This is a genomic window from Halorubrum sp. F4 (genome assembly GCF_027257195.1).
Lineage (GTDB): Archaea > Halobacteriota > Halobacteria > Halobacteriales > Haloferacaceae > Halorubrum.
Map to the genome: position 1 here is coordinate 134616 of NZ_JAPDFS010000003.1, position 21502 is coordinate 156117.

18 protein-coding genes and 1 tRNA gene are annotated in these 21502 nt (G+C 69.8%); 7 read left to right on the forward strand and 12 right to left on the reverse strand.

From position 1 onward, the window contains the following. Positions 1-85: 85 nt before the first annotated feature. From OKW78_RS09020 to OKW78_RS09040, 5 genes are all read right to left on the reverse strand, one after another. Positions 86-817: a hypothetical protein gene (locus OKW78_RS09020; RefSeq protein ID WP_281194854.1), complete on the reverse strand. Its 732-nt coding sequence runs from the start codon at positions 815-817 to the stop codon at positions 86-88. Between the two features lie 101 nt (positions 818-918). Beyond that, complete coding sequence (gene polX, locus OKW78_RS09025) at positions 919-2673, reverse strand: DNA polymerase/3'-5' exonuclease PolX (RefSeq protein WP_281194855.1); 1755 nt, start codon at positions 2671-2673, stop codon at positions 919-921. A gap of 116 nt (positions 2674-2789) precedes the next feature. Further along, complete coding sequence (locus OKW78_RS09030; protein WP_281194856.1) at positions 2790-4403, reverse strand: Na+/H+ antiporter NhaC family protein; 1614 nt, start codon at positions 4401-4403, stop codon at positions 2790-2792. A 291-nt stretch (positions 4404-4694) separates the two neighbouring features. Continuing rightward, complete coding sequence (locus tag OKW78_RS09035; protein WP_281194857.1) at positions 4695-5921, reverse strand: MFS transporter; 1227 nt, start codon at positions 5919-5921, stop codon at positions 4695-4697. Positions 5922-6011: 90 nt separating this feature from the next. Further along, complete coding sequence (locus OKW78_RS09040; protein WP_281194858.1) at positions 6012-7406, reverse strand: signal recognition particle protein Srp54; 1395 nt, start codon at positions 7404-7406, stop codon at positions 6012-6014. A 125-nt stretch (positions 7407-7531) separates the two neighbouring features. Between OKW78_RS09040 and OKW78_RS09045 the strand changes: the two genes are divergently transcribed. Both OKW78_RS09045 and OKW78_RS09050 read left to right on the forward strand, forming a co-directional pair. Then, on the forward strand, positions 7532-9130 hold the full coding sequence (locus OKW78_RS09045; RefSeq protein ID WP_281194859.1) for an amidohydrolase family protein: 1599 nt from the start codon (positions 7532-7534) through the stop codon (positions 9128-9130). 111 nt (positions 9131-9241) lie between these two features. Then, positions 9242-10876, forward strand: coding sequence for a SufS family cysteine desulfurase (locus OKW78_RS09050; RefSeq protein WP_281194860.1), 1635 nt, complete (start codon positions 9242-9244; stop codon positions 10874-10876). A gap of 63 nt (positions 10877-10939) precedes the next feature. Here the strand turns inward: OKW78_RS09050 and OKW78_RS09055 are convergent, their stop codons facing one another. Continuing rightward, positions 10940-11854: a pantoate kinase gene (locus OKW78_RS09055; protein ID WP_281194861.1), complete on the reverse strand. Its 915-nt coding sequence runs from the start codon at positions 11852-11854 to the stop codon at positions 10940-10942. Between the two features lie 117 nt (positions 11855-11971). Here OKW78_RS09055 and OKW78_RS09060 point away from each other — a divergent pair, with 117 nt between their 5' ends. The 4 genes from OKW78_RS09060 (at position 11972) to OKW78_RS09075 (ending at position 15090) form a co-directional block, all read left to right on the forward strand. After that, positions 11972-12490, forward strand: coding sequence for a zinc ribbon domain-containing protein (locus OKW78_RS09060; RefSeq protein WP_281194862.1), 519 nt, complete (start codon positions 11972-11974; stop codon positions 12488-12490). 99 nt (positions 12491-12589) lie between these two features. After that, on the forward strand, positions 12590-13432 hold the full coding sequence (locus tag OKW78_RS09065; RefSeq protein ID WP_281194863.1) for a phosphatase PAP2 family protein: 843 nt from the start codon (positions 12590-12592) through the stop codon (positions 13430-13432). 123 nt (positions 13433-13555) lie between these two features. Further along, complete coding sequence (locus OKW78_RS09070; RefSeq protein WP_281194864.1) at positions 13556-14032, forward strand: FlaD/FlaE family flagellar protein; 477 nt, start codon at positions 13556-13558, stop codon at positions 14030-14032. Continuing rightward, positions 14029-15090, forward strand: a complete 1062-nt coding sequence (locus tag OKW78_RS09075; protein ID WP_281194865.1) for a rod shape-determining protein — start codon at positions 14029-14031, stop codon at positions 15088-15090. The genes OKW78_RS09070 and OKW78_RS09075 overlap by 4 nt, the downstream gene beginning before the upstream one ends. A 101-nt stretch (positions 15091-15191) precedes the next feature. Here OKW78_RS09075 and OKW78_RS09080 read toward each other — a convergent pair. Further along, a tRNA-Gln gene (locus tag OKW78_RS09080) sits at positions 15192-15264 on the reverse strand. Between the two features lie 48 nt (positions 15265-15312). Beyond that, complete coding sequence (locus OKW78_RS09085) at positions 15313-15903, reverse strand: winged helix-turn-helix transcriptional regulator (protein ID WP_281194866.1); 591 nt, start codon at positions 15901-15903, stop codon at positions 15313-15315. A gap of 88 nt (positions 15904-15991) precedes the next feature. On the opposite strand from OKW78_RS09085, the gene OKW78_RS09090 reads away from it, so the two are divergent. Beyond that, on the forward strand, positions 15992-16186 hold the full coding sequence (locus tag OKW78_RS09090; protein WP_281194867.1) for a heavy-metal-associated domain-containing protein: 195 nt from the start codon (positions 15992-15994) through the stop codon (positions 16184-16186). 19 nt (positions 16187-16205) lie between these two features. Here OKW78_RS09090 and OKW78_RS09095 read toward each other — a convergent pair whose 3' ends face one another. The 4 genes from OKW78_RS09095 to OKW78_RS09110 all read right to left on the reverse strand — a co-directional run bounded on the left by OKW78_RS09095 (position 16206) and on the right by OKW78_RS09110 (position 21408). Continuing rightward, on the reverse strand, positions 16206-17531 hold the full coding sequence (locus tag OKW78_RS09095; protein WP_281194868.1) for a DUF5305 domain-containing protein: 1326 nt from the start codon (positions 17529-17531) through the stop codon (positions 16206-16208). A 5-nt stretch (positions 17532-17536) separates the two neighbouring features. Beyond that, entirely contained in the window at positions 17537-18697 is a 1161-nt protein-coding gene (locus tag OKW78_RS09100; protein WP_281194869.1) for a signal peptidase I, read from the reverse strand. Between the two features lie 69 nt (positions 18698-18766). Continuing rightward, positions 18767-19753, reverse strand: a complete 987-nt coding sequence (locus OKW78_RS09105) for a hypothetical protein (protein WP_281194870.1) — start codon at positions 19751-19753, stop codon at positions 18767-18769. A 47-nt stretch (positions 19754-19800) separates the two neighbouring features. Further along, positions 19801-21408: a CARDB domain-containing protein gene (locus OKW78_RS09110; protein WP_281194871.1), complete on the reverse strand. Its 1608-nt coding sequence runs from the start codon at positions 21406-21408 to the stop codon at positions 19801-19803. Positions 21409-21502: the final 94 nt, after the last annotated feature.

Genomic DNA, 21502 nt, shown 5'->3' on the forward strand with positions numbered 1-21502 from the left:
CACGGCGATCGGTCCCAAAAGGGGTCGGGTCGCGGAAATCGTGGAGAGGTCGGCGGTCACGGAACCTCCGTTCGAGCGAACCTCGTCAAACCATGTCGCCGCGGACCGACGCGGTCTCCTGGTCGACGCGCTCGGCCTCGAGCGCGTCCGCGACCGCCCCGGCGACGTCGTCGTCGACGCCGAGCGACGAGAGTGCGGCGGGCAGCGTCGGCATCGCGAACGACGCCTCCCGAAGCCGTTCGAGGGCCTCGTCGTCCCGCCGCCCCTCGGCCCACAGACAGACGCCGCGGGGATCGAGGACCTCCCCGTACGCCTCGCGGGCGAGTGCACCCTTCAGCCGCTGTGTCACGTTGTCGCCGAAGCTCGCGTTACACACCTCGAGGTGGATCGGGGCGTCACGGGCGTCGGTTCCGGTGGTGTCGACGTCGTTGCGGGTGGTGTCGACGTCGTTTCCGGCGGACGAATCCGTGTCAGTCACGGCGGTCGGGGCGACCAGTTCGGCCGCGAGACACTTCTCGGGGGCGGCGTATCCGTTGTCGCTGACGCGCACGCGGTCGGGATTCGTCTCCGCCCACGACGCGCGAACCGTCGTTCCGACCCCCTTGACGCCGTACTCCGCCTCGAAGGCTGCCGCCGCGTCCGCGTCGCTCTCCATCAGGACGTCCTTCGTGAGGTAGACGTCGAGCCGGTCTATCGGGTCGAGCCCGAGCGCCACGTCGCCGAACGCCCACACCTCCCGGACGGGCACGGGCATCGGCTCGTCCTCGACGCGGTCGACGATCGCCTCCAACCGGTCGACGGCCCGGTCCAGTTCCATCGGGTCGCGATACGGGCGGCGGGCCCATACGGGTTGCGCTCGGCGGCTCCCTCGCACCGTCGTCGACCCGGACGGGACCGTCGCGATCGCGCCGAGGGGAACTACGCGAGGAACTCGCGAAGCTCGTCGAGCGAGTACGCGTTGAGCACGTCCGTGGCCTCCGCCCAGCCGCGGCGGGCGGTGTGAACGCCGTAGCGGGCGTTGTCCAGCTCGCGGGGCGAGTGCGCGTCCGTGTTCACCGCGATCGTCGCGCCCGCGTCGACCGCGGCGCGGACCGCGCTCCCGTCGGCGTCGAGGCGGGCGGGGTTCGCGTTCACCTCGATCGCGACGCCCTCGCGTGCGGCCGCCGCCGCGACCGCCTCCATGTCCGGCTCGAGTCCCCGTCGCTCGTTGATGAGTCGGCCGGTCGGATGGCCCAGAACGTCGACCTCGGGGTGTTCGACCGCACGCACGAGCCGCTCGGTGGCCGCGTCGGCGTCCGCGTCGAGCGCCGAGTGCGGCGAGGCGACAACGAGGTCGAGATCGGCGAGCGTCGCGTCGTCGGTGGTGATCCCCCCGTCGGCGTCGACGTTCGCCTCGATCCCGTGGAGCACCTCGATCCCGGCGTCGACCGCGTCGGCCGCCTCGGCGACCGCCGCCGCCTGCTCGGCGATCTCGTCCCCGTCGAGTCCGACGTTCCCGAACACGCCCGGCCCGGCGGCGTGGTCGGTGACGGCGTGGTACTCGTACCCGCGGTCGTCGGCCGCCTCGATCATCTCCGTGATCGTGAACCCGCCGTCGGACCAGTCAGTGTGGGTGTGGAGGTCGCCGCGCAGGTCGTCGACCTCGACGAGGTCGGGGAGGTCGCCGGCGGCCGCGGCCGCGACCTCGCCGGCGTCCTCGCGGAGCTCCGGCGGGACGAACGCCATGTCGAGCGCGGCGTAGACTCCCTCCTCGGTCTCGCCGGCGACGCGGACGCCGACGCGTCGGCCCGCGTCCGGATCCCTCACGTCGCTCACGTCGAACAGGCCGTACTCGTTGAGCTTGAGGTCGCGGTCGATCGCGCGGTTGCGGACCGCGACGTTGTGCGCCTTCGAGCCGGTGAAGTACTGGAGGGCCGCGCCGAACTCGGCGTCGTCGACGACGCGCAGGTCGACGCGGGTCCCGTCCGCGCGGACGCTCGCCTTCCCCGTGCCGGCCTCGATCGTCCCGTCCGCGACCGGCCACTCGGTGAATGCGTCGACGATCGGCTCGCGTTCGTCGCTCGCGACGAGGAGGTCGACGTCGCCGATCGTGTCCCTCCACCGCCGTATCGACCCGCACACCTCGACCCGGGAGACGCCGTCGATCGCCGCGAGGTACGCGAGGGCGTCGTCGGCGACCGGCCGGGCGTCGCCGAGCCGCGTCCGTTCCCGCGACTCGCGCGCGAACGGGACGTTCTCGAGGATCGACTCCTCCGTCCTCGCGCCGAACCCTTTCACCTCGCGGATCTCCCCCGCCTCGGCGGCGGCCTCCATCTCGTCGAGCGTCGTGATCTCGAGCGCCTCGTAGAGGGTTCCGACGGTCTTCGGACCGACGCCCTCGATCGCCGTCAGCGCCGCCATGTCGACGGGGATCTCCTCTCGAAGCGCCTCCAACTCCGCGATCTCGCCCGTCTCGAGGTACTCGACGACCTTCGCGGCGATGGCGTCGCCGACGCGGTCGATCTCGGCGACCGCGTCCTCGCCGTCGGCCGCGAGGTCCTCGATCGGCGTCGGGTACTCGCGGACGTTCTCGGCGGCGCGGCGGTACGCCGAGGGTTTGTACTCCACGCCCGTCGCCTCGAGTCGGTCCGCGAACTCCTCGAGGAGCGACGCGACCTCGTCGTTCCGGCTCATTCAGGGGATCGTTCGGCCGGACCGGTCTTATATTGTCGCCCGACGACCGGGAGCCGCCGCTGGCGAGGTAGCGTGCGAAAAAAAAAACGAAACGGAGATCGGGAACCGCGACGCCGTCAGTCGTCCGACGGCGAGGACTGCTGTTCGGTCCGTGCCGCCTGCGGCGTGAGGTCCTTGCGGTTGGCGTCGAACTCCGAGAGCCCGTAGACGAGCCCGTAGAGCAGGCCGACGCCGATCGGCAGCAGGACCAGCGGCGTGATCCGGGTCGCGCCCCAGACCAGCAGCATCGCCGAGGCGACGATGATGACGGTCACCGCGTAGTACATCTGCGTCCGCACGTGGTCGATGTGGTCCGCCCCCGTGAACGTCGACGACAGGATCGTCGTGTCCGAGATGGGCGAACAGTGGTCGCCGAAGATGGCGCCGCTGAACACCGTCCCCACCGCGACCGGCAGAAGCGTCGGGGCGGAACCGCCGATGCTCCACGCCAGCGGGATGGCGATCGGCGTGACGATGGCCATCGTCCCCCAGGAGGTCCCGGTGGAGAAGGCGATCACCGCCGAGGCGAACAGGATGACCACGGGCAAAAGCATCGGGGAGATGATCGACTCCGCGACGTTGGTCACGTAGATCCCCGTCCCGAGCTCGGTCGTGACGGTGCCGATGGTCCACGCCATGACGAGGATGGACGCGGCGGTTATCATCATGCTGAACCCGTCGATGACCGTCTCCATCGCCTCCTCGAGGTCCATCAGGCCGCCGACGAACCCGCTGATGAGGCCCATCCCGACCATCGAGAAGGAACCCCACAACAGCGCGTCGACGAAGGCGGCGTTGCCGACGATGTCGATCAGCTCGGGGTTCGCCCCGGCCCCCTGGACGCCCGTGTAGGCGGAGCCGACGAAGACGACGGTGATGAGCGTGCCGACGGGAAGGAGGAAGTACCGGAGCTGCGGCGAGTCCGTCACCATGTCCCCGAGACTGTCCTCGGCGCTCTGCATCGGGACGGCGTCGTCACGGAGCAGCTTCCCGTGTTTCCACGAGCGGTGTTCGGCGTCGAGCATCTCGCCGAAGTCGCGCTGCGTGATGATGATGATCCCGACCATCGCCAGCGCGAAGAGGCAGTACATGTTGAACGGGATGCTCTGGAGGAAGAGGCTGAAGGCCTCGGGTGCCTCCCCCGAGATCCCGGCGGCCTCGTACCCCTGTTCGATCATGCTCAGTTGGTAGACGACCCAACTGGAGATGCCGAACGTCGCCACCGGCGCGGCGGTGGAGTCGATGATGTACGACAGCTTCTCCCGGGACATCCGAAGCTCGTCCGCCATGTCCCGCATCGTCGTGCCGACGATGGCGGTGTTGGAGTAGTCCCCGAAGAACCAGAGCATGCCGAAGATCCACGTCGCGAGCCCGACCTTCCGCTGTGAATCGAGCCGTGAGGTCGCGGCGTTCCCGATGGCTTTCGCCCCGCCGAGCCGCCAGATCAGCGCGACGCCCCCGCCGAGGAACATCACGATCGTGAGGATCTTGGCGTTGAACAGGCTCTCGCCGAGCGACGAGACCGTCCAGTTGAGCGTCTGGACGATCCCGTGGCTCCCCGTGAAGATGATCCCGCCGGACCAGATCCCGAGGAACAGCGAGAGGATCGCCCGACGGGTGACGATCGCGAGGACGATCGCCAGGAGCGGCGGAACGACCGAGATCGCTCCGAACGTCTCGGCGCCCGTCATCCGTCACCCTCCACGTCGCGGCGTGTTTCGGGAGACGAACCCTCGATGAACGGGTCGTCTCTCGGCTCGTACTCCGCGTCGGGTCGGGTGGTTAGGCTGGTTGCATGTAACATGTGCTACTCCCTACCATGTCCGATGTAGTGTCGCGACAAGATCTACATAAACCCACCGATGTTTCACAGAAATGTGTTATTGTAAATACGATCTCCGAGTACGATGTCGGAATACACTGAATTCATCGAGTAAACAACGCAACAAGTGGGCCGATATCCCGATCCGATTACGGATCGTTCACTCGGTCATCCACAGTCCCGCCACCACGAACGCGGCGAGCGCGGTCGATCCGGCCAGCAGCGCGAACGCGGGACGGAATCCCGCGACGTCGGCGATCGCGCCGACGATTCCCGGCGCGAGCGCACCGGCGGCCATGAGCAGAGTGCGGACGACGCCGAGCCCGCCGCCGGCGAGCCGTTCCGGAAGCGCCTCGACCAGGTACGCCCCCCTGACGGGGCGGTAGCCGTGGGACCCCAGCCCGAGCGTGGCGACGAGCACGCCGAGAACGATCGGCCCGGCGTCGACGAGGAGGACGACGCCGACGAGCGAGGCCGCCGCCAGCCCGAGCGCGACCGTCATCACCGGGAAGCGACCGAGCCGGTCGGAGAGGTCGCCCGAGACGAGCTGGACGAACGTGACCGCGAAGAGCACCGAGTACAGTAGGCTCGCCGTCGACGTGGACAGCCCGGCGGCCCGTGAGAGGTACAGCGGGAAGAACGCGACCGCACCGTTGTACGAGAACGAGGCGGCGATCGTGGCGATCACGAACGCGGTCATTCGGCGGTCCCGGAACAACACGAGGTAGTCCCGGGCGGTCGGTTCGGGACCCTCCTGTGGCTCCCCGCGGTCGGCGTTCTCCGGGAGCCGGCTCGGGACGCGCACCGCGAACGCGACCGCGATCGCGAGGACGACGATCCCCGAGACGACGAACAGCCCGCGCCAGTCCGCACCCGGCAGCCGGTCCAGGAGCGCGTCGAGCGCGGCCGGCGCGGAGACGAAGAGCACGACCGCCGCGGGCGCGGCGACGCCGCCCAACGCTCCGATGGTGTCGTGCGCGCCGAGAGCACGCCCCGTCCGCGCCGGATAGACGCGCGAGAGCAGCCGCACGGCGACCGTCTTGTGTGCGCCCGTCCCGGCCCCGATGACGAGCATGACGGCGGCGAGAACGAGGAAGGGCGCGTCGACGACGAGCGCGACGGCCCCGACCGCCGCGACGGTCGCTCCGGCCACGATGACCCGCACCGCGCCGACCCGATCCGCGATCGCACCGCTCGGGAACTGCATCAGCGCGTACACCAGCATGAACCCGGTGTAGGCCGTGCCGACCGCGGCGTTGCTCACGCCGTAACTCGCCTGAAGTGACTCGAAAAGCGGCGGGAACGCGTACCGAAGGAACTTGCCGAGAAACCACAGAAGCGCCGTCAACAGGAGCACGTCGTACTCGGCGATCCGCCGGAGGTCCATCGGCCGCCCTTGTCCGGTCGGACGCTTAAAACGGAGGAAGTCGGCAGAGCTGACGGTCGCGCGAAGGCGGGCGGTTCGGCAGGAATCGGCCTACCCGAACGGCCCCTTCCCGCCGCCCATCATGTCTCCGAGGCCGCCACCGCCGCCGCCCATCTTCTTCATCATCCGCTGCATGTCGCCCTCGCCCATCCCCTGGAACTGCTGGATGGTCTGCTCCATCATCGAGTGCTGTTCGAGGAGCTGGCGGACGGTCTCCTCGTCCGTACCCGATCCGCGGGCGATCCGGCGGGTGCGCTCCTGCCCGACGACGCGGGGGTTCTCCAGTTCCCCCTCCGTCATCGAGTCCATGATCCGCTCGAACTTTCGCATCCGGTCCTGGGTGACGTCCATCGCGTCGTCCGGGAGCTGGTCCATCATCCCGCCGCCCATCCCGGGGATCATGTCCATCACCTGGTCGAGCGGCCCCATCCGGTTCATCGCGTCCATCTGTTTTTTCATGTCCTTCAGGGTGAACTCGCCCTGAAGCATGTCCTCGGGGTCCCAGTCGTCGTCCTCCTCCGTGGCCTCCTGCATCGCGCGCTCGACGCGCTCGGAGAGCTGCTTGAGGTCGCCCATCCCGAGCAGCCGGGAGATGAACCCGGAGGGCTCGAACCGCTCGATGTCCTGAACGGTCTCGCCGGAGCCGAGGAAGGCGATCGACGAGCCCGTCTCGTTGACGGCGGTGAGCGCCCCGCCGCCCTTCGCGGTCCCGTCGAGTTTGGTGATCATCACGCCGTCGATGCCGATCGACGCCTCGAACTGGCGGGCCTGGTCCTTGGCGCCCTGCCCGATCGCGGCGTCGAGCACGAGCAGCGACCGGTCGGGGTCGACCGCCCGTTCGATCTCCTCGATCTCGGCGATGAGGTCGTCCTCGAGGGCGTGTCGCCCCGCGGTGTCGACGATGCGCACGTCGGCGTCGGCGGTCGCCTCCATCCCTTCACGGGCGATCTCGACGGGGTCGTCGGCGTCGGGGTCGCCGTAGAAGTCGACCTCCGCCCGTTCTGCCATCTGTTTCGCCTGGTCGTACGCGCCGGGCCGGAAGGTGTCCGTCTGGATCACCGCCGGGCGGAGTCCCTTCGTCGAGAACCACCACGCCATCTTGGCGGCGGACGTGGTCTTCCCGGAGCCCTGGAGCCCGGCCAGCAGGATCGTCTGCGGTTCGAGCGGCAGCGCCGTGGAGTCGCCGACGAGGGCGACCATCTCCTCGTAGACGATCTTGAGGACGTGGTCGCGGGCGGTCGTGCCGCCGGGCGGCTCCTCCTCCAGCGCGCGCGTCTCGATCGAGTCCGACAGCTCCATGACGAGGGAGACGTCGACGTCGGCGGAGAGCAGCGATCGCTGGATCTCCTTGACGATCTCCTCGACGTCGTCCTCGTCGAGACGCGTCTTCCCCTGGAGCTTGTCGAGGCTGCTCCGCAGGGACGTTCCGAGGTCGTCGAGCACCATTTGCCGGAGGTAGGCGGGCCACGCGGTAAAGGCTTTGTTCGTCGCCCCGAGCGCGTGGTGGCGGCGGCCGAAAGCGACGGGCGGCGACGGCACCCTTTACCCGTGGCTTCCCGTGGATCGGCTCGATGAACTACGACTGCGTGCTCCGAAACGGGCGGATCGTCGACGGAACCGGGTCACCGTGGTACCGCGGGGACGTCGCCGTCGACGACGGTCGGATCGCCGCGGTCGGGACGGTCGAGGGCGAGGGGGACGCCGAGATCGACCTCGACGACGACGTCGTCGCGCCGGGGTTCATCGACGTCCACACGCACTCCGACTTCACGCTCCCGGCGAACCGCGAAGCACACAGCAAGGTCAGACAGGGCGTGACGCTCGAGGTCGTCGGGAACTGCGGGACGAGCGTGGCCCCGCGGTACGGAGCGGCCTCCCGTTCCGTCGACGACTGGTTCGAGAGCCGTGGACTCGGGGACGCCGTCGACGCCGACGAGTGGGAGTCGATGGCCGGCTACCTCGAGTACCTCGAGGCGGACGGCCTCTCGCTCAACGTCGGGTCGCTCGTCGGCCACGGAAACGTCCGCGCGGCCGTCGTCGGATACGAGGACCGCGCGCCCTCGACCGACGAGCTCGACGAGATGTGCGAGTTGGTCGCCGAGGCGATGACGGACGGGGCGGTCGGCCTCTCCACCGGCCTGTTTTACCCGCCGGGCTGTTACGCCGACGTCGACGAGGTCGTCGCGCTCGCCGAGGTGGCGGCCGACCACGGCGGCTTCTACGCCACCCACATGCGCTCCGAGAGCGACGACCTCCTCGAGAGCGTCGAGGAGGCCATCGAGATCGGCCGTCGAGCGGACGCGCCGGTACAGGTGTCCCACCACAAGGCGATCGGTCCCGACAACTGGGGGAAGGTGCGGGCGACGCTCCGCCGGATGGAACTCGTTCGCGAACGGGAGGGGATCGACGTCCAGTGTGACCAGTACCCCTACGTCGCCTCCTCGACGAGTCTGGGGGCCTTCCTCCCCGACTGGGCCCACGACGGCGGCGACGACGCGCTCCTCGAGCGGCTTCGCGACCCCGAAACTCGAGCCCGGATCCGGGAGGACCTGAAGACGGAGCGCACGGCCGACTGGGACGGCGTCCTGGTGACCGGGGTCCAGAATCCCGATCTGAAGGGGATCGAGGGGAGGACGATCGCCGAACTCGCCGCCCGAAGCGGCGAGGAGCGACCACCCGCGGAGCTCCTCCTCGACATCGTTCTCGAGGACGAGAACCGGACCATGCACGTCAGCTTCGGCATGGACGAGGCGGACGTTCGGACCGTACTGCGTCACGACCTCACGATGGTCGGCAGCGACGGGTCCTCCCTCCGCCGGTCCGGCCCGCTCGGCGAGGGCGTGCCACACCCGCGCAACTACGGGACGTTCCCCCGCGTGCTCGGTCGATACGTCCGCGAGGAGGAAGTGATCCCGCTCGAGCGCGCCATCCACAAGATGACCGGAATGCCCGCGTCACGGCTGGGCCTCGACGACCGGGGCGTGTTGAAACGGGACGCCCGCGCCGACGTGACGGCGTTCGATCCCGAGACGGTCGAGCAGACCGGTGACTTCCTCGATCCCGCCGTGTATCCCGCCGGCGTGGACCACGTCCTCGTCAACGGCGAGTTCGTCGTCCGCGACGGCGACCACACCGGCGCGCGACCCGGTGTCGTGATCGGCGCGTCGTGATACACGAACGATCGGCGCGTCGTCACGACCGCCGAACGGCACGTCGTCGCGGGCGTCGGACGGCGACGTTTCCACCCTGAAGCTTATTGTACGACGGTATCTGTTGCCGGTATGGCCGACCCCGCACGCATCCGAGACGACTTCCCGATACTGGACCGGGAGGTCGACGGCGAGCCGCTCGTCTACCTCGACAACGCCGCGACGACCCAGACGCCCACCCAGGTGTACGACGTGTTCCGCGAGTACTACGAGGAGTACAACGCGAACGTCCACCGCGGGATCCACGGGCTGAGCCACGAGGCCTCCGTCGCCTACGAGGAGGCCCACGAGCGGATCGCCGAGTTCGTCGGCGCGAGCGGCGGGCTGGAGGAGATCGTGTTCACGAAGAACGCGACGGAGGCGATGAACCTCGTCGCCTACGGCTTCGGGATCGAGGAGTTCGGGCCCGGCGACAACGTGGTCGTGACCGAGATGGAACACCACGCCTCGCTCGTCACCTGGCAGCAGGTCGCCCGCCGGACCGGCGCGGAGATCCGGTACGTCCGAGTCGAGGAGGACGGCCACCTCGACATGGAGCACGCGACCGAGGTGATCGACGACGACACCCGCATGCTGTCGGTGGCGCACGTCTCGAACGTCCTCGGGACAATAAATCCCGTGAGCGACCTCGCCGACCTCGCACACGACCACGGCGCGTTGCTCTTCCTCGACGGCGCCCAGTCGGTGCCGAACCGCCCGGTCGACGTGGAGGCGCTCGACGCCGACTTCCTCGCCTTCTCGGGCCACAAGATGGCCGGGCCGACCGGAATCGGCGCGTTGTACGGGAAACGCCACCTCTTAGAGCGGATGGAGCCGTTCCTCTACGGCGGCGAGATGATCCGCCACGTCACCTTCGAGGGGTCGACGTGGAACCGGCCGCCCTGGAAGTTCGAGGCCGGGACGCCGCCGATAGCCGAGGGGATCGCGCTCGCGGCCGCCGCCGACTACCTCGATGAGATCGGGATGGAACGGGTCGCCGCCCACGAGAACGACCTGGCCCAGTACGCGATGGACCGGCTCGCCGAGCGCGACGACGTGACCGTCTACGGCGTCCCGCGGGGCGAGGAGCGCTCCGGGCTCGTCTCCTTCAACGTCGACGGCGTTCACGGCCACGACCTCTCGTCGATACTGAACGACCGCGGCATCGCCGTCCGCGCCGGCGACCACTGTACCCAGCCGCTCCACGACCGGCTCGACATCCCCGGCTCCGTGCGCGCGTCCTTTTACGTCTACAACACGGAGCGCGAGGTCGACGCCCTGATCGACGCGCTGGAGGACGCACGGAAGCACCGCGACGAGCTGATCGCGTCCGACCGCTTCCACGACCGATTCGCCGACCACTACCGCTCGCCGCGGAACGCCGGGGCGATCGCCGACCCGACGTTCACGAAGCACTCGGCGGAGACCTCCTGTGGCGACGACGGCGAGTTCTACGTGGAGCTCGGCGAGGACGGAACCGTCGCCGAGATCGGCTTCGAGAGCGAGAGCTGCGCGGTGAGCACCGCGGTCGCGAGCATGGTCTCGGAGGCGCTGACCGGCGAGCCGATCGGGCGTGCCCTCGAGGCGGAAACGATCGTCGAGGAGCTCGTCGACGGCCGCTATCCCGACCTTCGCCGCGAGTGCGTCCGGGGCCCCGCCGAGGTCATCGCCGAGGCGGCCCGCGACCATCTCGACGCGCGGGATCCGGCGGCCGTCCGGACGGATTGACGACTGAGACGGCCGGTTCCGACCGTTACGCTCCTCATCCGGTCGTGCCGATCCTCGCCCCGATCATCGCTCTTCCTCGATCAGTCGCGCACCCGCGGGGTGGGTGTGACAGACCGCGGGGTCGTAGCCGACGTCGGAGAGCCCGGTTCCGAGCGCGAAGACGGTTCGGCCGAGCATCGCCATCGACGCCCCGGTTCCGGACCCGTCGCCGGCGCGGTCGACGGAGTCGTCGTGTCCCGGATCGCCGGCGGCGGCCACGGCCTCCATCGCCTCGGCGACCTCGGGGACGAGCAGGTCGGCCCGTTCCGCGAACTCGCGGGAGGCGTCCATCAGCGTCGGGAGCCGTGGGTCGGCACGGAGCCGGGAGAAGGCGTGCTCCCCCGCCGCCGAGAGCGTCGAAGTGTCGCCCGCGAGCACGTCCTCCGTCGACAGCTCCCCGAAGGTGACGTACTCCACGCGGGCGTGGGCGGGGATCCCGTCGAGTTCGCCGTGTCCGGGCGCACCCGGCTCCACGCGGATCGGGAGCCCGCCGCGGGCCTGAGCGACCACGTCGCCGAGTCCGGTTCCGCGCTCGACTTCCGCCGCGTGAGCGACCCGCACGAGCTCGTTCTCCGACCGACCGCGGTCGGCGGCCGCGTTGGCGGCGAGCGCGGTCCCCAGCGCTGCCGCACCTGAGACGCCGAATCCGGCCCCGATCGGGAGGTCGGTCTCGAGCGTCACCCGCGCCCGCACGCCGAGCGCGGAGAGCACGTCCGCGACCGCGCCGATCGACGCCGACTCGCCGTTGAGCGTGAGCGCGTCGAGGCCGTCGTCCGCCGCGGAGGCGTCGTCGACCGGATCGACCGTCACGTCGACGCCGTCCGAGAGGGTGAGTCCCGCTCCACGCGATCCCGCCACGGCCGGATCCTCGGCCGGGTGCGCGCTGAAGAAGGCGGTGACGTGGCCGGGGACGAACGCGGTCGCCCGCTGGCGGTTCATGGCTCACCGCAGGGGAGGCCCCCGATTAACGGTTGTTATCCGCGGTGGCGAGCCGATGTCGGTGCTTTCTCGTCCGCCATCGCAGCCGGTAAGTAGCGGCCGCGAGAACCGATCGGCATGCGACGCCGTCTCCGCGCGCCGGTCGCCGCCCTCCTGGCGACGTTCGTCCCCGGCCTGGGACACGCGTTCCTGGGACGGTTCGGGCGGGCGATCGTGTGGCACGTGACGGTCATCGGGGGGGCCGTCGCGCTGTACAGCCTCTCGGACGCGGGCCCCGTCGATCCGACCGGATCGGTCGCCGACGTCGCGGCCGCGATCCCTCCCGAGATCGCCCTGCCGATCTCGGTGCTGGTCGGGCTCTCGGCGGTGGACGCGTACCTCGTGGCACGGTCGCAGGCCGCGGAGGCGGATCGAGCCGCCGCGACCGCGGCGGCGATACGGCGGCACGCGACGGGCGGACCCGAGGAGGACGGTACGGGCGTCGGCCGCGAACCGGCGGAACCGGAGGCCGCCGAAACGCCCGACCGCGATCACGCCGACGTCGAGTGTCCCCACTGCGGGCGGGAGACCGACGCGACCCTCGACTTCTGTCACTGGTGTACGGAGCCGCTGCCGTGGGTCGACGACGGGGAGTAGACGGGAACGACGGAGGGGAACGGAAGGGACGGCGGCCGACGACCCGCCTCGCCGGGAGCGGAGGAGTGATACCTGCCCGGTCGTAACCCCGGAGAACCGATGCTGTTCGCGGCGCTTGCCACCCTGGTCTCGGGGGTCACCCTCGCGTGTTTCGCCGTCCTGCTCCCGGCGTGCGTCGGGCTCGATCGAGTCCGGACGGTCGCCGCCGAACGCGACCGGTTCCGGCGGCGGCTCCGGGCGGTCGCCCCCTACGTCGGCGGATTGGGAGTCGTTCTGCTCGTCAACAAAGGGCTCCTCGACCGCCTCGAGGCGTTCTCCCGGCGGTACGGCATGGACGCGACCGCGTGGTTCTACGCCGTCGAGGGCGACTTCGTCGCGAGCCTCCAAGGGGCGATCCCCGACTGGGGACTCTACTACTTCGCGCCGGTGTACGTGATCGGGTACGTCGTCCTGCTCGCGTTCCCGTTCGCCGCGTACCTGTTCGCCGGGAACGCCCGTCCGTTGAAGACGCTCGTGGCGGCGTACGCGGTCAACTACGCCGCGGCGATCGGCTGTTACGCGGCGGTGTTGGCGTACGGCCCGCGAAACTATCACCGGCTGCCCGGCGCGGACCCGAACGCGGCGCGGGTGGAGGAGCCGCTCCTCGACTCGTTCCGGCAGGTGACCCAGCTCACGGCGCGGGTGAACGTCGAGACGAACGTGTTTCCCTCCCTTCACACCGCGCTGTCGGCCACCGTCCTCCTCGTCGCCGTCTCGACCCACGAGGAGTTCCCGCGGTGGACGCCCGTGGCCGCGCTCCTCGCGGGAAGCATCGCCGTCGCGACGATGTACCTCGGGATCCACTGGGCGACCGACGTCGTCGCAGGTGCCGCGCTCGCGATCGGCAGCGTCGCGGTCGCGAACCGGATCGTCACCCGGTCGAGGGGACGAGACGCGTGGTAGCCGGACGGAGGCTCGAAGGGGATCCGACGGGCCACGGTGAGTTTCACGGCTGATAACTGCGCACGAACCCTCATATACGCCGGGAGGGACGCTTTCGGTACGGACGCGAACGACGGACGGACGATGAGCCTGAATCCACGGAGATACGACGTACGGGAACTGCGTTGGCTCGCGGGAACGCGGGCGGGCGCGGACGAAGCGCCTCGGGAGCGGCCGCTTCGTCAGCCGAACCGGAACCGCGCCGAGCGGGTGGCTCGCTCGGCCGCCTTCACGGAGGTCCTCCAGCGACAACGCGGGCTGCGGCGGGTCGTCGACGGGGAGCGCCCCTACTTGCGGGTACTCCCGGCCGGTCCCGAGGCGGAGCGGGAGGTCGCCGACTGGCTCGGCTATCTCGTCGACGTGGGCGGCCACCTGCGGAGCCGCGACGCGCTGTCGTACTACGCCGAACTCGGGTGGATCGCGCCGGGAGTCGCGGACGCGTTGGAACGCCGGTTGACCGGCTTCGACGCGCCGCGCCACGACCGGCCCTTTTCCCCCGCCGACCATCGGGTCAGCCTCGTCTCGGTCGTCCGGATCGTCTCGTGTGCGAGTGAACAATGAGCGACGCAGAATCTACCGATACGACGGACCTCGACGACCAGAACGCCCCGACCCCGGTCGGAGTGAAACTCGGCAGCACCCGGACGGTGCTCGACCTCCCCGACGACCGCGACGGCCGCGAGCGACGCTCGACGCTCACCTGTCTGGCGACCTACGAGGACGCCATCACGGGCGCGGAGAAGGTGCTCTTCGGCCGCGACGCCGCCATCGAATACCCGGACTCCGTCCGGTTCATGCTCCGATCGGGGCTGCCCGAGGACGACGACGGCGTCGCCGACGCCGAGCGATTCTTCGAGGCGGTCGTGAACGCCCACGACGTCCCCGCGGACAGCGCGGTCGTCTACGCGGTGCCGACCATCGACAACGAAACGGGCGTCGAGAACCTCGAGTCCGTCATCGAGGGCTCGTCGATCGGCGAGGTCGCGGTGCGGAGCTTCCCCGAGTCGCTGTGCGGGGCGATCCCCGCCTACGGCGACGGCCTCGAGGCGATCGACGAGGTGTTCATCTCGGTCAACATGGGGTCGACGACGCTCGAGACGTGTGCGTACCGCCGCGGCGAGCAGCTCTCGCCCTTCTCGACCGGCTCGGTCACGGGCAACGAGGTCGACCGCTGGATCGTCGCCGCCGTCGAGGAGGAGAGCCAGGGCCGGGTCCACATCGACCGGACGACCGCCCGGGAGTACAAGGAGGAGCACGCCGACGTGTACGACTTCGAGCCGTTCACGGACGTGGTTCAACAGCCCGGCGGCGGGAGCCACGAGTTCACCGTCGACCGCGGCGTCCAGGAGCCGGTCGACCGCTACATCGACGACGCGGTCGACGCCGTCGCCAACGAGTTCCTCCCCGAGCTCGCGAACGACCACATGAAACCCTACCAGCTCGCGCTGGGCCGCCCGATCGCCGTCACCGGCGGCATGGCGTGTATCCCCGGACTGGTCGAGGAGTTCGAGAAGCGGCTCTCGGCCGAACTCGACCGCGACGTCGAGGTCGTCGCCCCCGACGATCCCGCGACCGCTGCCGCCGAGGGCGCGGCCCGCATCGCCGAGCGGCTGGTCTGAGCGGCGCGACGGTCTTTCGTACGTATCGGTCGGTCACAACGGGTCGCGCCCGAGCCGAGAGTGCGGACGCTGGCGTGTAAGGACTCTAGACGTCGAGGACATAGTCCCGGGCGGATTCGAACCGCCGTCAATGGCTCCAAAGGCCATTATGATTGGCCACTACACCACGGGACTTCGAATGCCGGTAACCGGGCCGGACTCAAGTAGGTTACCTTCCCGGGCTCACGCTCCCTCCTCCAATCGCTCGTATCGCTCCTCGAAGTTCCGCCGGCAGGACCCACAACAGAAGTGATACAGCGTCCCGTCGATCCGCGCGGACTCCCCCTCGGCGGTGACCGTGTTGTCGCACTCGACGCAGTCGACGGCGAGGTCGGCGTCGCCGATCCCCGGCGACCACTCGTGGCGGTCGACGACCCGCACCGAGAGGTCCGAGAGCCGATCCAACCCCACGGTTCGGTCGAGGAACGCGCGAACGTCGCCGTCGGCGACCCGGACGAGCGCGACCACGTCGCCGTCGGCCGTCAGGAGGGCGTGTTCCACACGGTCTCGACCTGCAAGGGCCTCGTAGACAGCCGGGGCGTCCGCGGGCGACACCTCGAGCGTCACGAGCGCCGCCAGCCCCTCGGAGAGTTCGTCGGCGTCGATCCGCAGGGTGAACCCCTCGATCACGCCGGCGTCGCGGAGCCGGTCGACCCGGTCCGACACCGCCGGCGCGGAGAGGTCCACCCGGTCGGCGATGTCGCTGTAGGGCCGCCGGGCGTCCGTCAACAGCAGTCGGAGGATCTCCCGATCCGTCTCGTCGAGCGTGCGCATGGGCGTCCTTTCCTCCCGGCGGACAAAAGCGTCCGGACCCACCTGCCGTCAAGGAAAGCCCGATGTTCGTGGCGGCCGAAAGGCGGACATGCGAACGATCGAGATCGACGGCATGGCGTGTGGCGGGTGCGAGGACAACGTGGTGGACGCGCTCGACGACGTGCCCGGCGTCGAGTCGGCGACCGCCGACCACGAGGCGGGCACCGCGAGCGTCGAGGGCGACGCCGACGACGACGCCCTCGCGGCCGCGATCGAGGAAGCGGGCTACGAGCAGGCGCTCTGAGCCCCGCTCCGGTTCCGAATCAGGGGTTCTCGTTCGGATCGTCCGTCGCGTCCGGAGCGTCGTTATCGCCGTCCGATCCGCTCCCGCCGTCCGAGTCTCCGCCGAGGAGCGATCCGGAGAACAGCCCCGCGTCCGTTTCCGCCGGCTCCCCGTCGCCGGGATCGTCGTTCCCGTCGAGGGTCGACCCCGCGACTCCCTCGCCGTCGTCCGCCCCCCAGCCGGGCGCGAGCGGCGGTCGGTACGTGTAGACGAACTCGCCGGAGACGGCGTGGAACGCCCCTGTGTTCGGGTCCTCGACGACGCCGGTGTCGTTGTCGATGGCGAAGTCGACGAGGTCGCGGAGACCTTCCGCGTGCGCCTCCGGCCGGTCGTGCACCTCCGACGGGAGCCGGACCTGCGTGATCCACTCGTCGAACTCCGAACGGTCGTCGCGATACGAGAGGTACGCCCGTTCGGCCTCGCTCACGTCGAGTACTCCCTCGTACCGGCCATAGCCGATCCCCGCGACGCCGAGGAGACCGACGACGAGGAGGGCCGGGCCGCCGATCCCGCGGAGCGGCCCGTACGTCCGCTCGACCGTCTCGGTGACTTGCTGTTCGTCGCCGTCGGACTGGACGCCCGGGTCGGAGACGGTGTAGGTCGCGCCCTCGTGGGAGATCCCGAACTGGACCGACCGCGTGTACGTGACGTTCTCCCCGTTGAGCGTGCCCGTCAGTTCGACGTCGGTGACGACGAACGTCTCCGTCTGTCCGGGGGAGGCACCGAGCTGCTCTTCGATCGCCGAGACCCGTTCGTCGATCGCCGTGCTGTTCAGCGTGAACGGTGCGGACACCGTCTCGCCCGGGGCGACGTTCTCGGCAGTCGTCGAGTCGATCGACTCCCGCTGCTGCCAGTAGAGCGTCCCCTCCTCGCCGACGTTGCGCACCACGAGCGTCGAGTCGACGGCGACGTCGACGTTCTCGGCCGCATCGTCCGCGTCGACGCCCCGGGCCGGATCGATGGCGTAGGTGACCTCGGCGGCGACGTCGAGTTCGGGGGCGACGGTCGCGAAGTACGTCGAGCGGTTCGTGAGTTCGTCGCCGATCGAGAAGACGGGGCTCGGTTCGGTCACCTCGGCGCTGTGGGAGTACCCGGATTCGACGGTCCACGAGGAGACGGTTCGCGTCTGCGTCTCCGTGCCGGGGTCGAGGTGAGTGGTGTAGACGATCCCGCCGCCGACGGCAGCGACCAGGAGACAGACGACGAGGAGGACGGAAAGCTGTGCGTCGAGGAAGGCACGGAGCCGGAGTCGGGTTTCGTCCGGACCCGTGGATGCGGTTTCGTCGGAGTTAAGCGGCGTACTCATGGGTATCAGTAGAGTTTACGGAGGAGTCGTCGGTGGAGCGGGGTCGTCCGGCGCGATTCGCGGCCCCGGATCCGCGCCGGCTCCCCGCGGAGCAGGACGAACCCGGTGAGGAGGATGCCGCCGCCGAGCAGGGCGTCGATCGCGACGATCGGCGCCCACGGGTGGACCTCGTAGAGACCGTCGATGACCGCCGGTGGCAACACCGCGAGGTATCGGTGTTCGACCACGAACATGCGGTAGTAACCGGTCTCGTCGGGGGCCGTGAGCGTCACCGTGGTCGACCCTTCGCCGCGAGGACCGACCGCGACCCGCTGGGGATCGACGGTCACGCCCGGACTGGCGGGTTCGATATAAGTCCGGACGGGAACGAGCCCCGCGTTGGGGACGACGTACTCCAGCTCCTGGCTCGTCCCCCGCTCGATCACGGTCGGGTTCTCGGACTCGAACTCCGCGCTGACGACGCCGTACTCCTGGGTGCCGCCCGGAACGACCATCGCCGCCGTCGCGGTGCTCATCAGCACGAGCGCGAGCACGACGAGGATGAACGTCACCGAGGTGCCGTCGTCCCGGGAGCGGTCCCGCTCCGGTCTGTCGCGGGTCGAGCCCGTGAGCAGCCAGTCGGCGGCGTACGCGACGATCGAGAGCCCGAAGAGGAGGTACGCCAGTCCCTGGGTGCCCTGGAGCGACCGGACCCCGAACGTCACCGCGAGCCAGGTCTGGATCCCCTCCAGCGCCGACTGGAACGCCATGGCGACCGTCCCGAGGTGGGGGATCACGACCACGCTCCCGCCGACGGTGAGCGCCTTCGCGACGACGTCGGCCTCCTGGACGATCGGCTCCCCGCCGTCCTGGTCGGTGAAGGGGTTGTCGTCGCCCTGCGTGACGTAGCCGCGTTCCGTCTCGTCGACGACGCGGTGGGTCGTCAGCCCGCCGCCCTGGATCTCCTGGGCCTCGAAGGTGACCACGTCGCCGACGCCGATCCCGCCCGCGACCGGCGCGGGGATCGCGACGAAGCCGTCGCCGGGGTCGAGGGTGGGCTGCATGCTTCCCGTCTCGACGAAGCTCAGGAGGACCGGCTGCCCCAGGAACTGCCCGACGACGAGCGAGAGCACTACGAGGACGGCCGCGACCTGTAAACCGATCGAGAGGAATCGTCGGGGAGACATGTGTCAGTCAGGAAGCAGTCGCGTTCGGTAGCACGCAATCAGCGGCGCATAATAAACTCGCGGGTCGTGTCAATCGATTCGTAGGTCGGAGCGGGTCTCGGAACTCAACGACCGGTGGTCGAACGCGCCGACCGCGAGCAACGTGTACGGGCCGATGAAGGCGAGACAGAAGCCGAGGAGGTGGACGTAGAGGTTCATCACGCCGCCGTCGACCGACGGCTCCGCCGGGAATCCGACGGCCGGGTACGCGACCGCCAGGGCTGCACCGACGAGGAAGAGGTCGCCGTACCCGGGGCGACCGACCGTCCGACTGAGGCCGTCCCGAAGGGACGGTCGGCCCTCCGGCGAGGTCGACAGGAGCTCGTGCGCGCCGAGAAGCGAGCCGCCGAGGAGGACGGCGGGGCCGACGAGCCCCGTCAGGTCGGCCGAGGCCGGTAGCGCGAGGACGCCGATCCAGCCGACGACGACGAGGAAGGTCGCCGGGAGCAGTCGGACCGGAGCGGAGTCGGAGAGCGGGACGTGCTGCGGGCCTCCGGACCGTGGCGACGGGTTCGCGGAGGCGAATCCGGGCTCCGAGAGGTGTTCGTGGACGAACGCGGCGAGGAGAAGCGGGAGGAGTCCCGCGAACGCCATGTTGATCCCGGAGAAGCCGAAGCCGATCGCGCGCCGCGGAACGGCGAGGTTCAACGCGGAGAGCGCGAACGGGAACGCGAGACAGAACGTCGCGAGCGCGGTGAAGAAGAACCGACGTTGTCGGCTCGCGACCGCCAACAGGTAGCCGACGCCGGTGAGCAGGCCGTAGGCGGCGACGTTCGCGAGCAGGTGGTCGGCCTCGAGGTGGACGTAGTGGGCGGAAAACGCCGTGAGCACGGTCGGGTCGTGGTACGCGAACGCGAGCGATCGGCGGGTCGCCTCCGGGAGCGTGAAGACCGCGAGGAGGACGACCGGGACGGCGAGCAGGACGAGGAGGTCGATCGGGCGGGCCCGCGAGCGAAGGACCTCGCGAAGCGATGGATCCACGCCACGGACGCTCGAATCGATCGACCGATTCGTCACGACTACACCGTCAGCGGCCGACAGTAAATCCCTGTCGCCGCGAGCGGTCAGGAACGCGGCATTCGTCGGATCACCGCCAACCACCCGAGGAGCACGGCGAGTACTCCCGTCACGCCCGCGAGTTCCGGGAGCCCGAACCCGCCCGGCTCCTCGGTCGGGGCGTCGGTCGATGGCTCGTCGTCGTCGGACGCGCCGGATCCCGGCTCGTCGTCTGACGCGCCCGATCCGGACCCGTCCGCGTCCGCGTCTCCGCCGTCCGTGGCGGCCCGATCCCCTCCGTCGCTCGAGTCGGTTCCGTCACCGACGAGGAGGGTTCCGGCCGGCGTTCCCCCCACCGCGAGGTCGTACGCGCCGTCCTCCTCGAAGGCGACCGGGAACGAGACGGTCGTCGACTCGTTCGGGGCGAGCGTCACGTCCGTCGAGTCGAGCGTGTCGCCGTCGGCGGTGAGCGACAGGGCCCGCTCCCCGGCCGCGCCGCCCGTGTTCTCGACGGTCGCGGTCACGGTCGTCTCGGCGCCGGTCTCGACGGCGTCGTCGGCGAGTTCGGCCTCCTCGACGCCGATCCGGTCGGTGTGGACCGCCACCGCGAACGTCGAGAAGTCGTCGGTGGTCGCGACGAAGTGGACCCGATCCTCGGGGAGTCCGCGTACCTCGACGGCTTCCTCGTCGAGGACTTCGGTCTCGCGGGGTTCCCAGTCGCCGTCGGACTCGCCGTCGCTCCGGCGGAAGACGGTCACGTCCTCGGGGTCCGCGTCGCCGAGGTACTCCCGGTCGATACTGAACCGGAGGCGCATCGAGCCGACGCTCTCGGGGTCGAAGTCGTACGCGAGCGAGAGGTAGCCGAGCGGGATCGGGGTCTGCGAGGTCTCGAGGTCGCCAGCATCGGGGAACGCCTCCGGGCTGCCGCCGGCGGTCATCTCGACGCGCTCGACGGAGACGCCCTCGAGCTCGAGGCGGTCGAGCGTGACGTTCGATCGGTCGATCGGCATTCCGTCGGTCCCGAACCGGACCGTGTCGCCTCCGTCGACGTCGCTCGCACTGAGGCTTCGCTCGGCTCCGGAGCCCGTGACGAGGGTCCTCGGGCCCGAGGAGTCGGAGTCGTCGTCCGCGGTCGTCATCGTCTCCGACTCCGGATCCGTGACGTTCGCGTGGATCGAGAACTCGTCCGCGCCGAGGCGCGTCCCCGCCTCCGCGCCGTGGGTGTCGAACCGGAGACCGACCGAGACCGACTCGTTCGGCGCGAGGGTGACGCCGTTCGACTCGTTCTCGATCGAGCCGTCCGCGTGGACGAACGTCAGGTTTCCGTCGCCCTCCTCGCCGGCGTCGTCCTGTTCGATCCAGACCTCGGCGGACCGGTCGGCGGTGTAGGTGATCGTGAAGACGTCGTCGATGGTACCCTGAGAATCGACGTTCACGCCCTCGAAGCTGGAGTTCCGGAGGTTCGGGTTCGACGCGGAGACGTCGATCGCGATCTCGTCGTCGTCGTTCAGGTACGCGTAGTCGCCGTTGGGCCCGTCCGCGGGCTGGACCGCGATCCGGTCGTCGGCGAGGGTGTCCGCCTCCCCGTCGAGGACCGCCGCGCCCGTCGCGAACGCGAGCGAGCCCGCGGCTACGAGGAGGACGGCGAGGATCGCGGTGCGGCGGGCGGTGGGCATTCAGTCGGTTGTAGTTACGCCCGGGGGGTCCTTGATTATGCGGTGCCTGAAGTCACTGAAGGGTGTCATTGTGGGTGGAAATTAGCGGATAGAT

What these genes read in the sequence shown, in the direction of transcription:
- OKW78_RS09020 (WP_281194854.1), bottom strand. Translation starts at nt 817, where the DNA reads ATGGAACTGGACCGGGCCGTCGACCGGTTGGAGGCGATCGTCGACCGC.
- polX (WP_281194855.1), bottom strand. Translation starts at nt 2,673, where the DNA reads ATGAGCCGGAACGACGAGGTCGCGTCGCTCCTCGAGGAGTTCGCGGAC.
- OKW78_RS09030 (WP_281194856.1), bottom strand. Translation starts at nt 4,403, where the DNA reads ATGACGGGCGCCGAGACGTTCGGAGCGATCTCGGTCGTTCCGCCGCTC.
- OKW78_RS09035 (WP_281194857.1), bottom strand. Translation starts at nt 5,921, where the DNA reads ATGGACCTCCGGCGGATCGCCGAGTACGACGTGCTCCTGTTGACGGCG.
- OKW78_RS09040 (WP_281194858.1), bottom strand. Translation starts at nt 7,406, where the DNA reads ATGGTGCTCGACGACCTCGGAACGTCCCTGCGGAGCAGCCTCGACAAG.
- OKW78_RS09045 (WP_281194859.1), top strand. Translation starts at nt 7,532, where the DNA reads ATGAACTACGACTGCGTGCTCCGAAACGGGCGGATCGTCGACGGAACC.
- OKW78_RS09050 (WP_281194860.1), top strand. Translation starts at nt 9,242, where the DNA reads ATGGCCGACCCCGCACGCATCCGAGACGACTTCCCGATACTGGACCGG.
- OKW78_RS09055 (WP_281194861.1), bottom strand. Translation starts at nt 11,854, where the DNA reads ATGAACCGCCAGCGGGCGACCGCGTTCGTCCCCGGCCACGTCACCGCC.
- OKW78_RS09060 (WP_281194862.1), top strand. Translation starts at nt 11,972, where the DNA reads ATGCGACGCCGTCTCCGCGCGCCGGTCGCCGCCCTCCTGGCGACGTTC.
- OKW78_RS09065 (WP_281194863.1), top strand. Translation starts at nt 12,590, where the DNA reads ATGCTGTTCGCGGCGCTTGCCACCCTGGTCTCGGGGGTCACCCTCGCG.
- OKW78_RS09070 (WP_281194864.1), top strand. Translation starts at nt 13,556, where the DNA reads ATGAGCCTGAATCCACGGAGATACGACGTACGGGAACTGCGTTGGCTC.
- OKW78_RS09075 (WP_281194865.1), top strand. Translation starts at nt 14,029, where the DNA reads ATGAGCGACGCAGAATCTACCGATACGACGGACCTCGACGACCAGAAC.
- OKW78_RS09085 (WP_281194866.1), bottom strand. Translation starts at nt 15,903, where the DNA reads ATGCGCACGCTCGACGAGACGGATCGGGAGATCCTCCGACTGCTGTTG.
- OKW78_RS09090 (WP_281194867.1), top strand. Translation starts at nt 15,992, where the DNA reads ATGCGAACGATCGAGATCGACGGCATGGCGTGTGGCGGGTGCGAGGAC.
- OKW78_RS09095 (WP_281194868.1), bottom strand. Translation starts at nt 17,531, where the DNA reads ATGAGTACGCCGCTTAACTCCGACGAAACCGCATCCACGGGTCCGGAC.
- OKW78_RS09100 (WP_281194869.1), bottom strand. Translation starts at nt 18,697, where the DNA reads ATGTCTCCCCGACGATTCCTCTCGATCGGTTTACAGGTCGCGGCCGTC.
- OKW78_RS09110 (WP_281194871.1), bottom strand. Translation starts at nt 21,408, where the DNA reads ATGCCCACCGCCCGCCGCACCGCGATCCTCGCCGTCCTCCTCGTAGCC.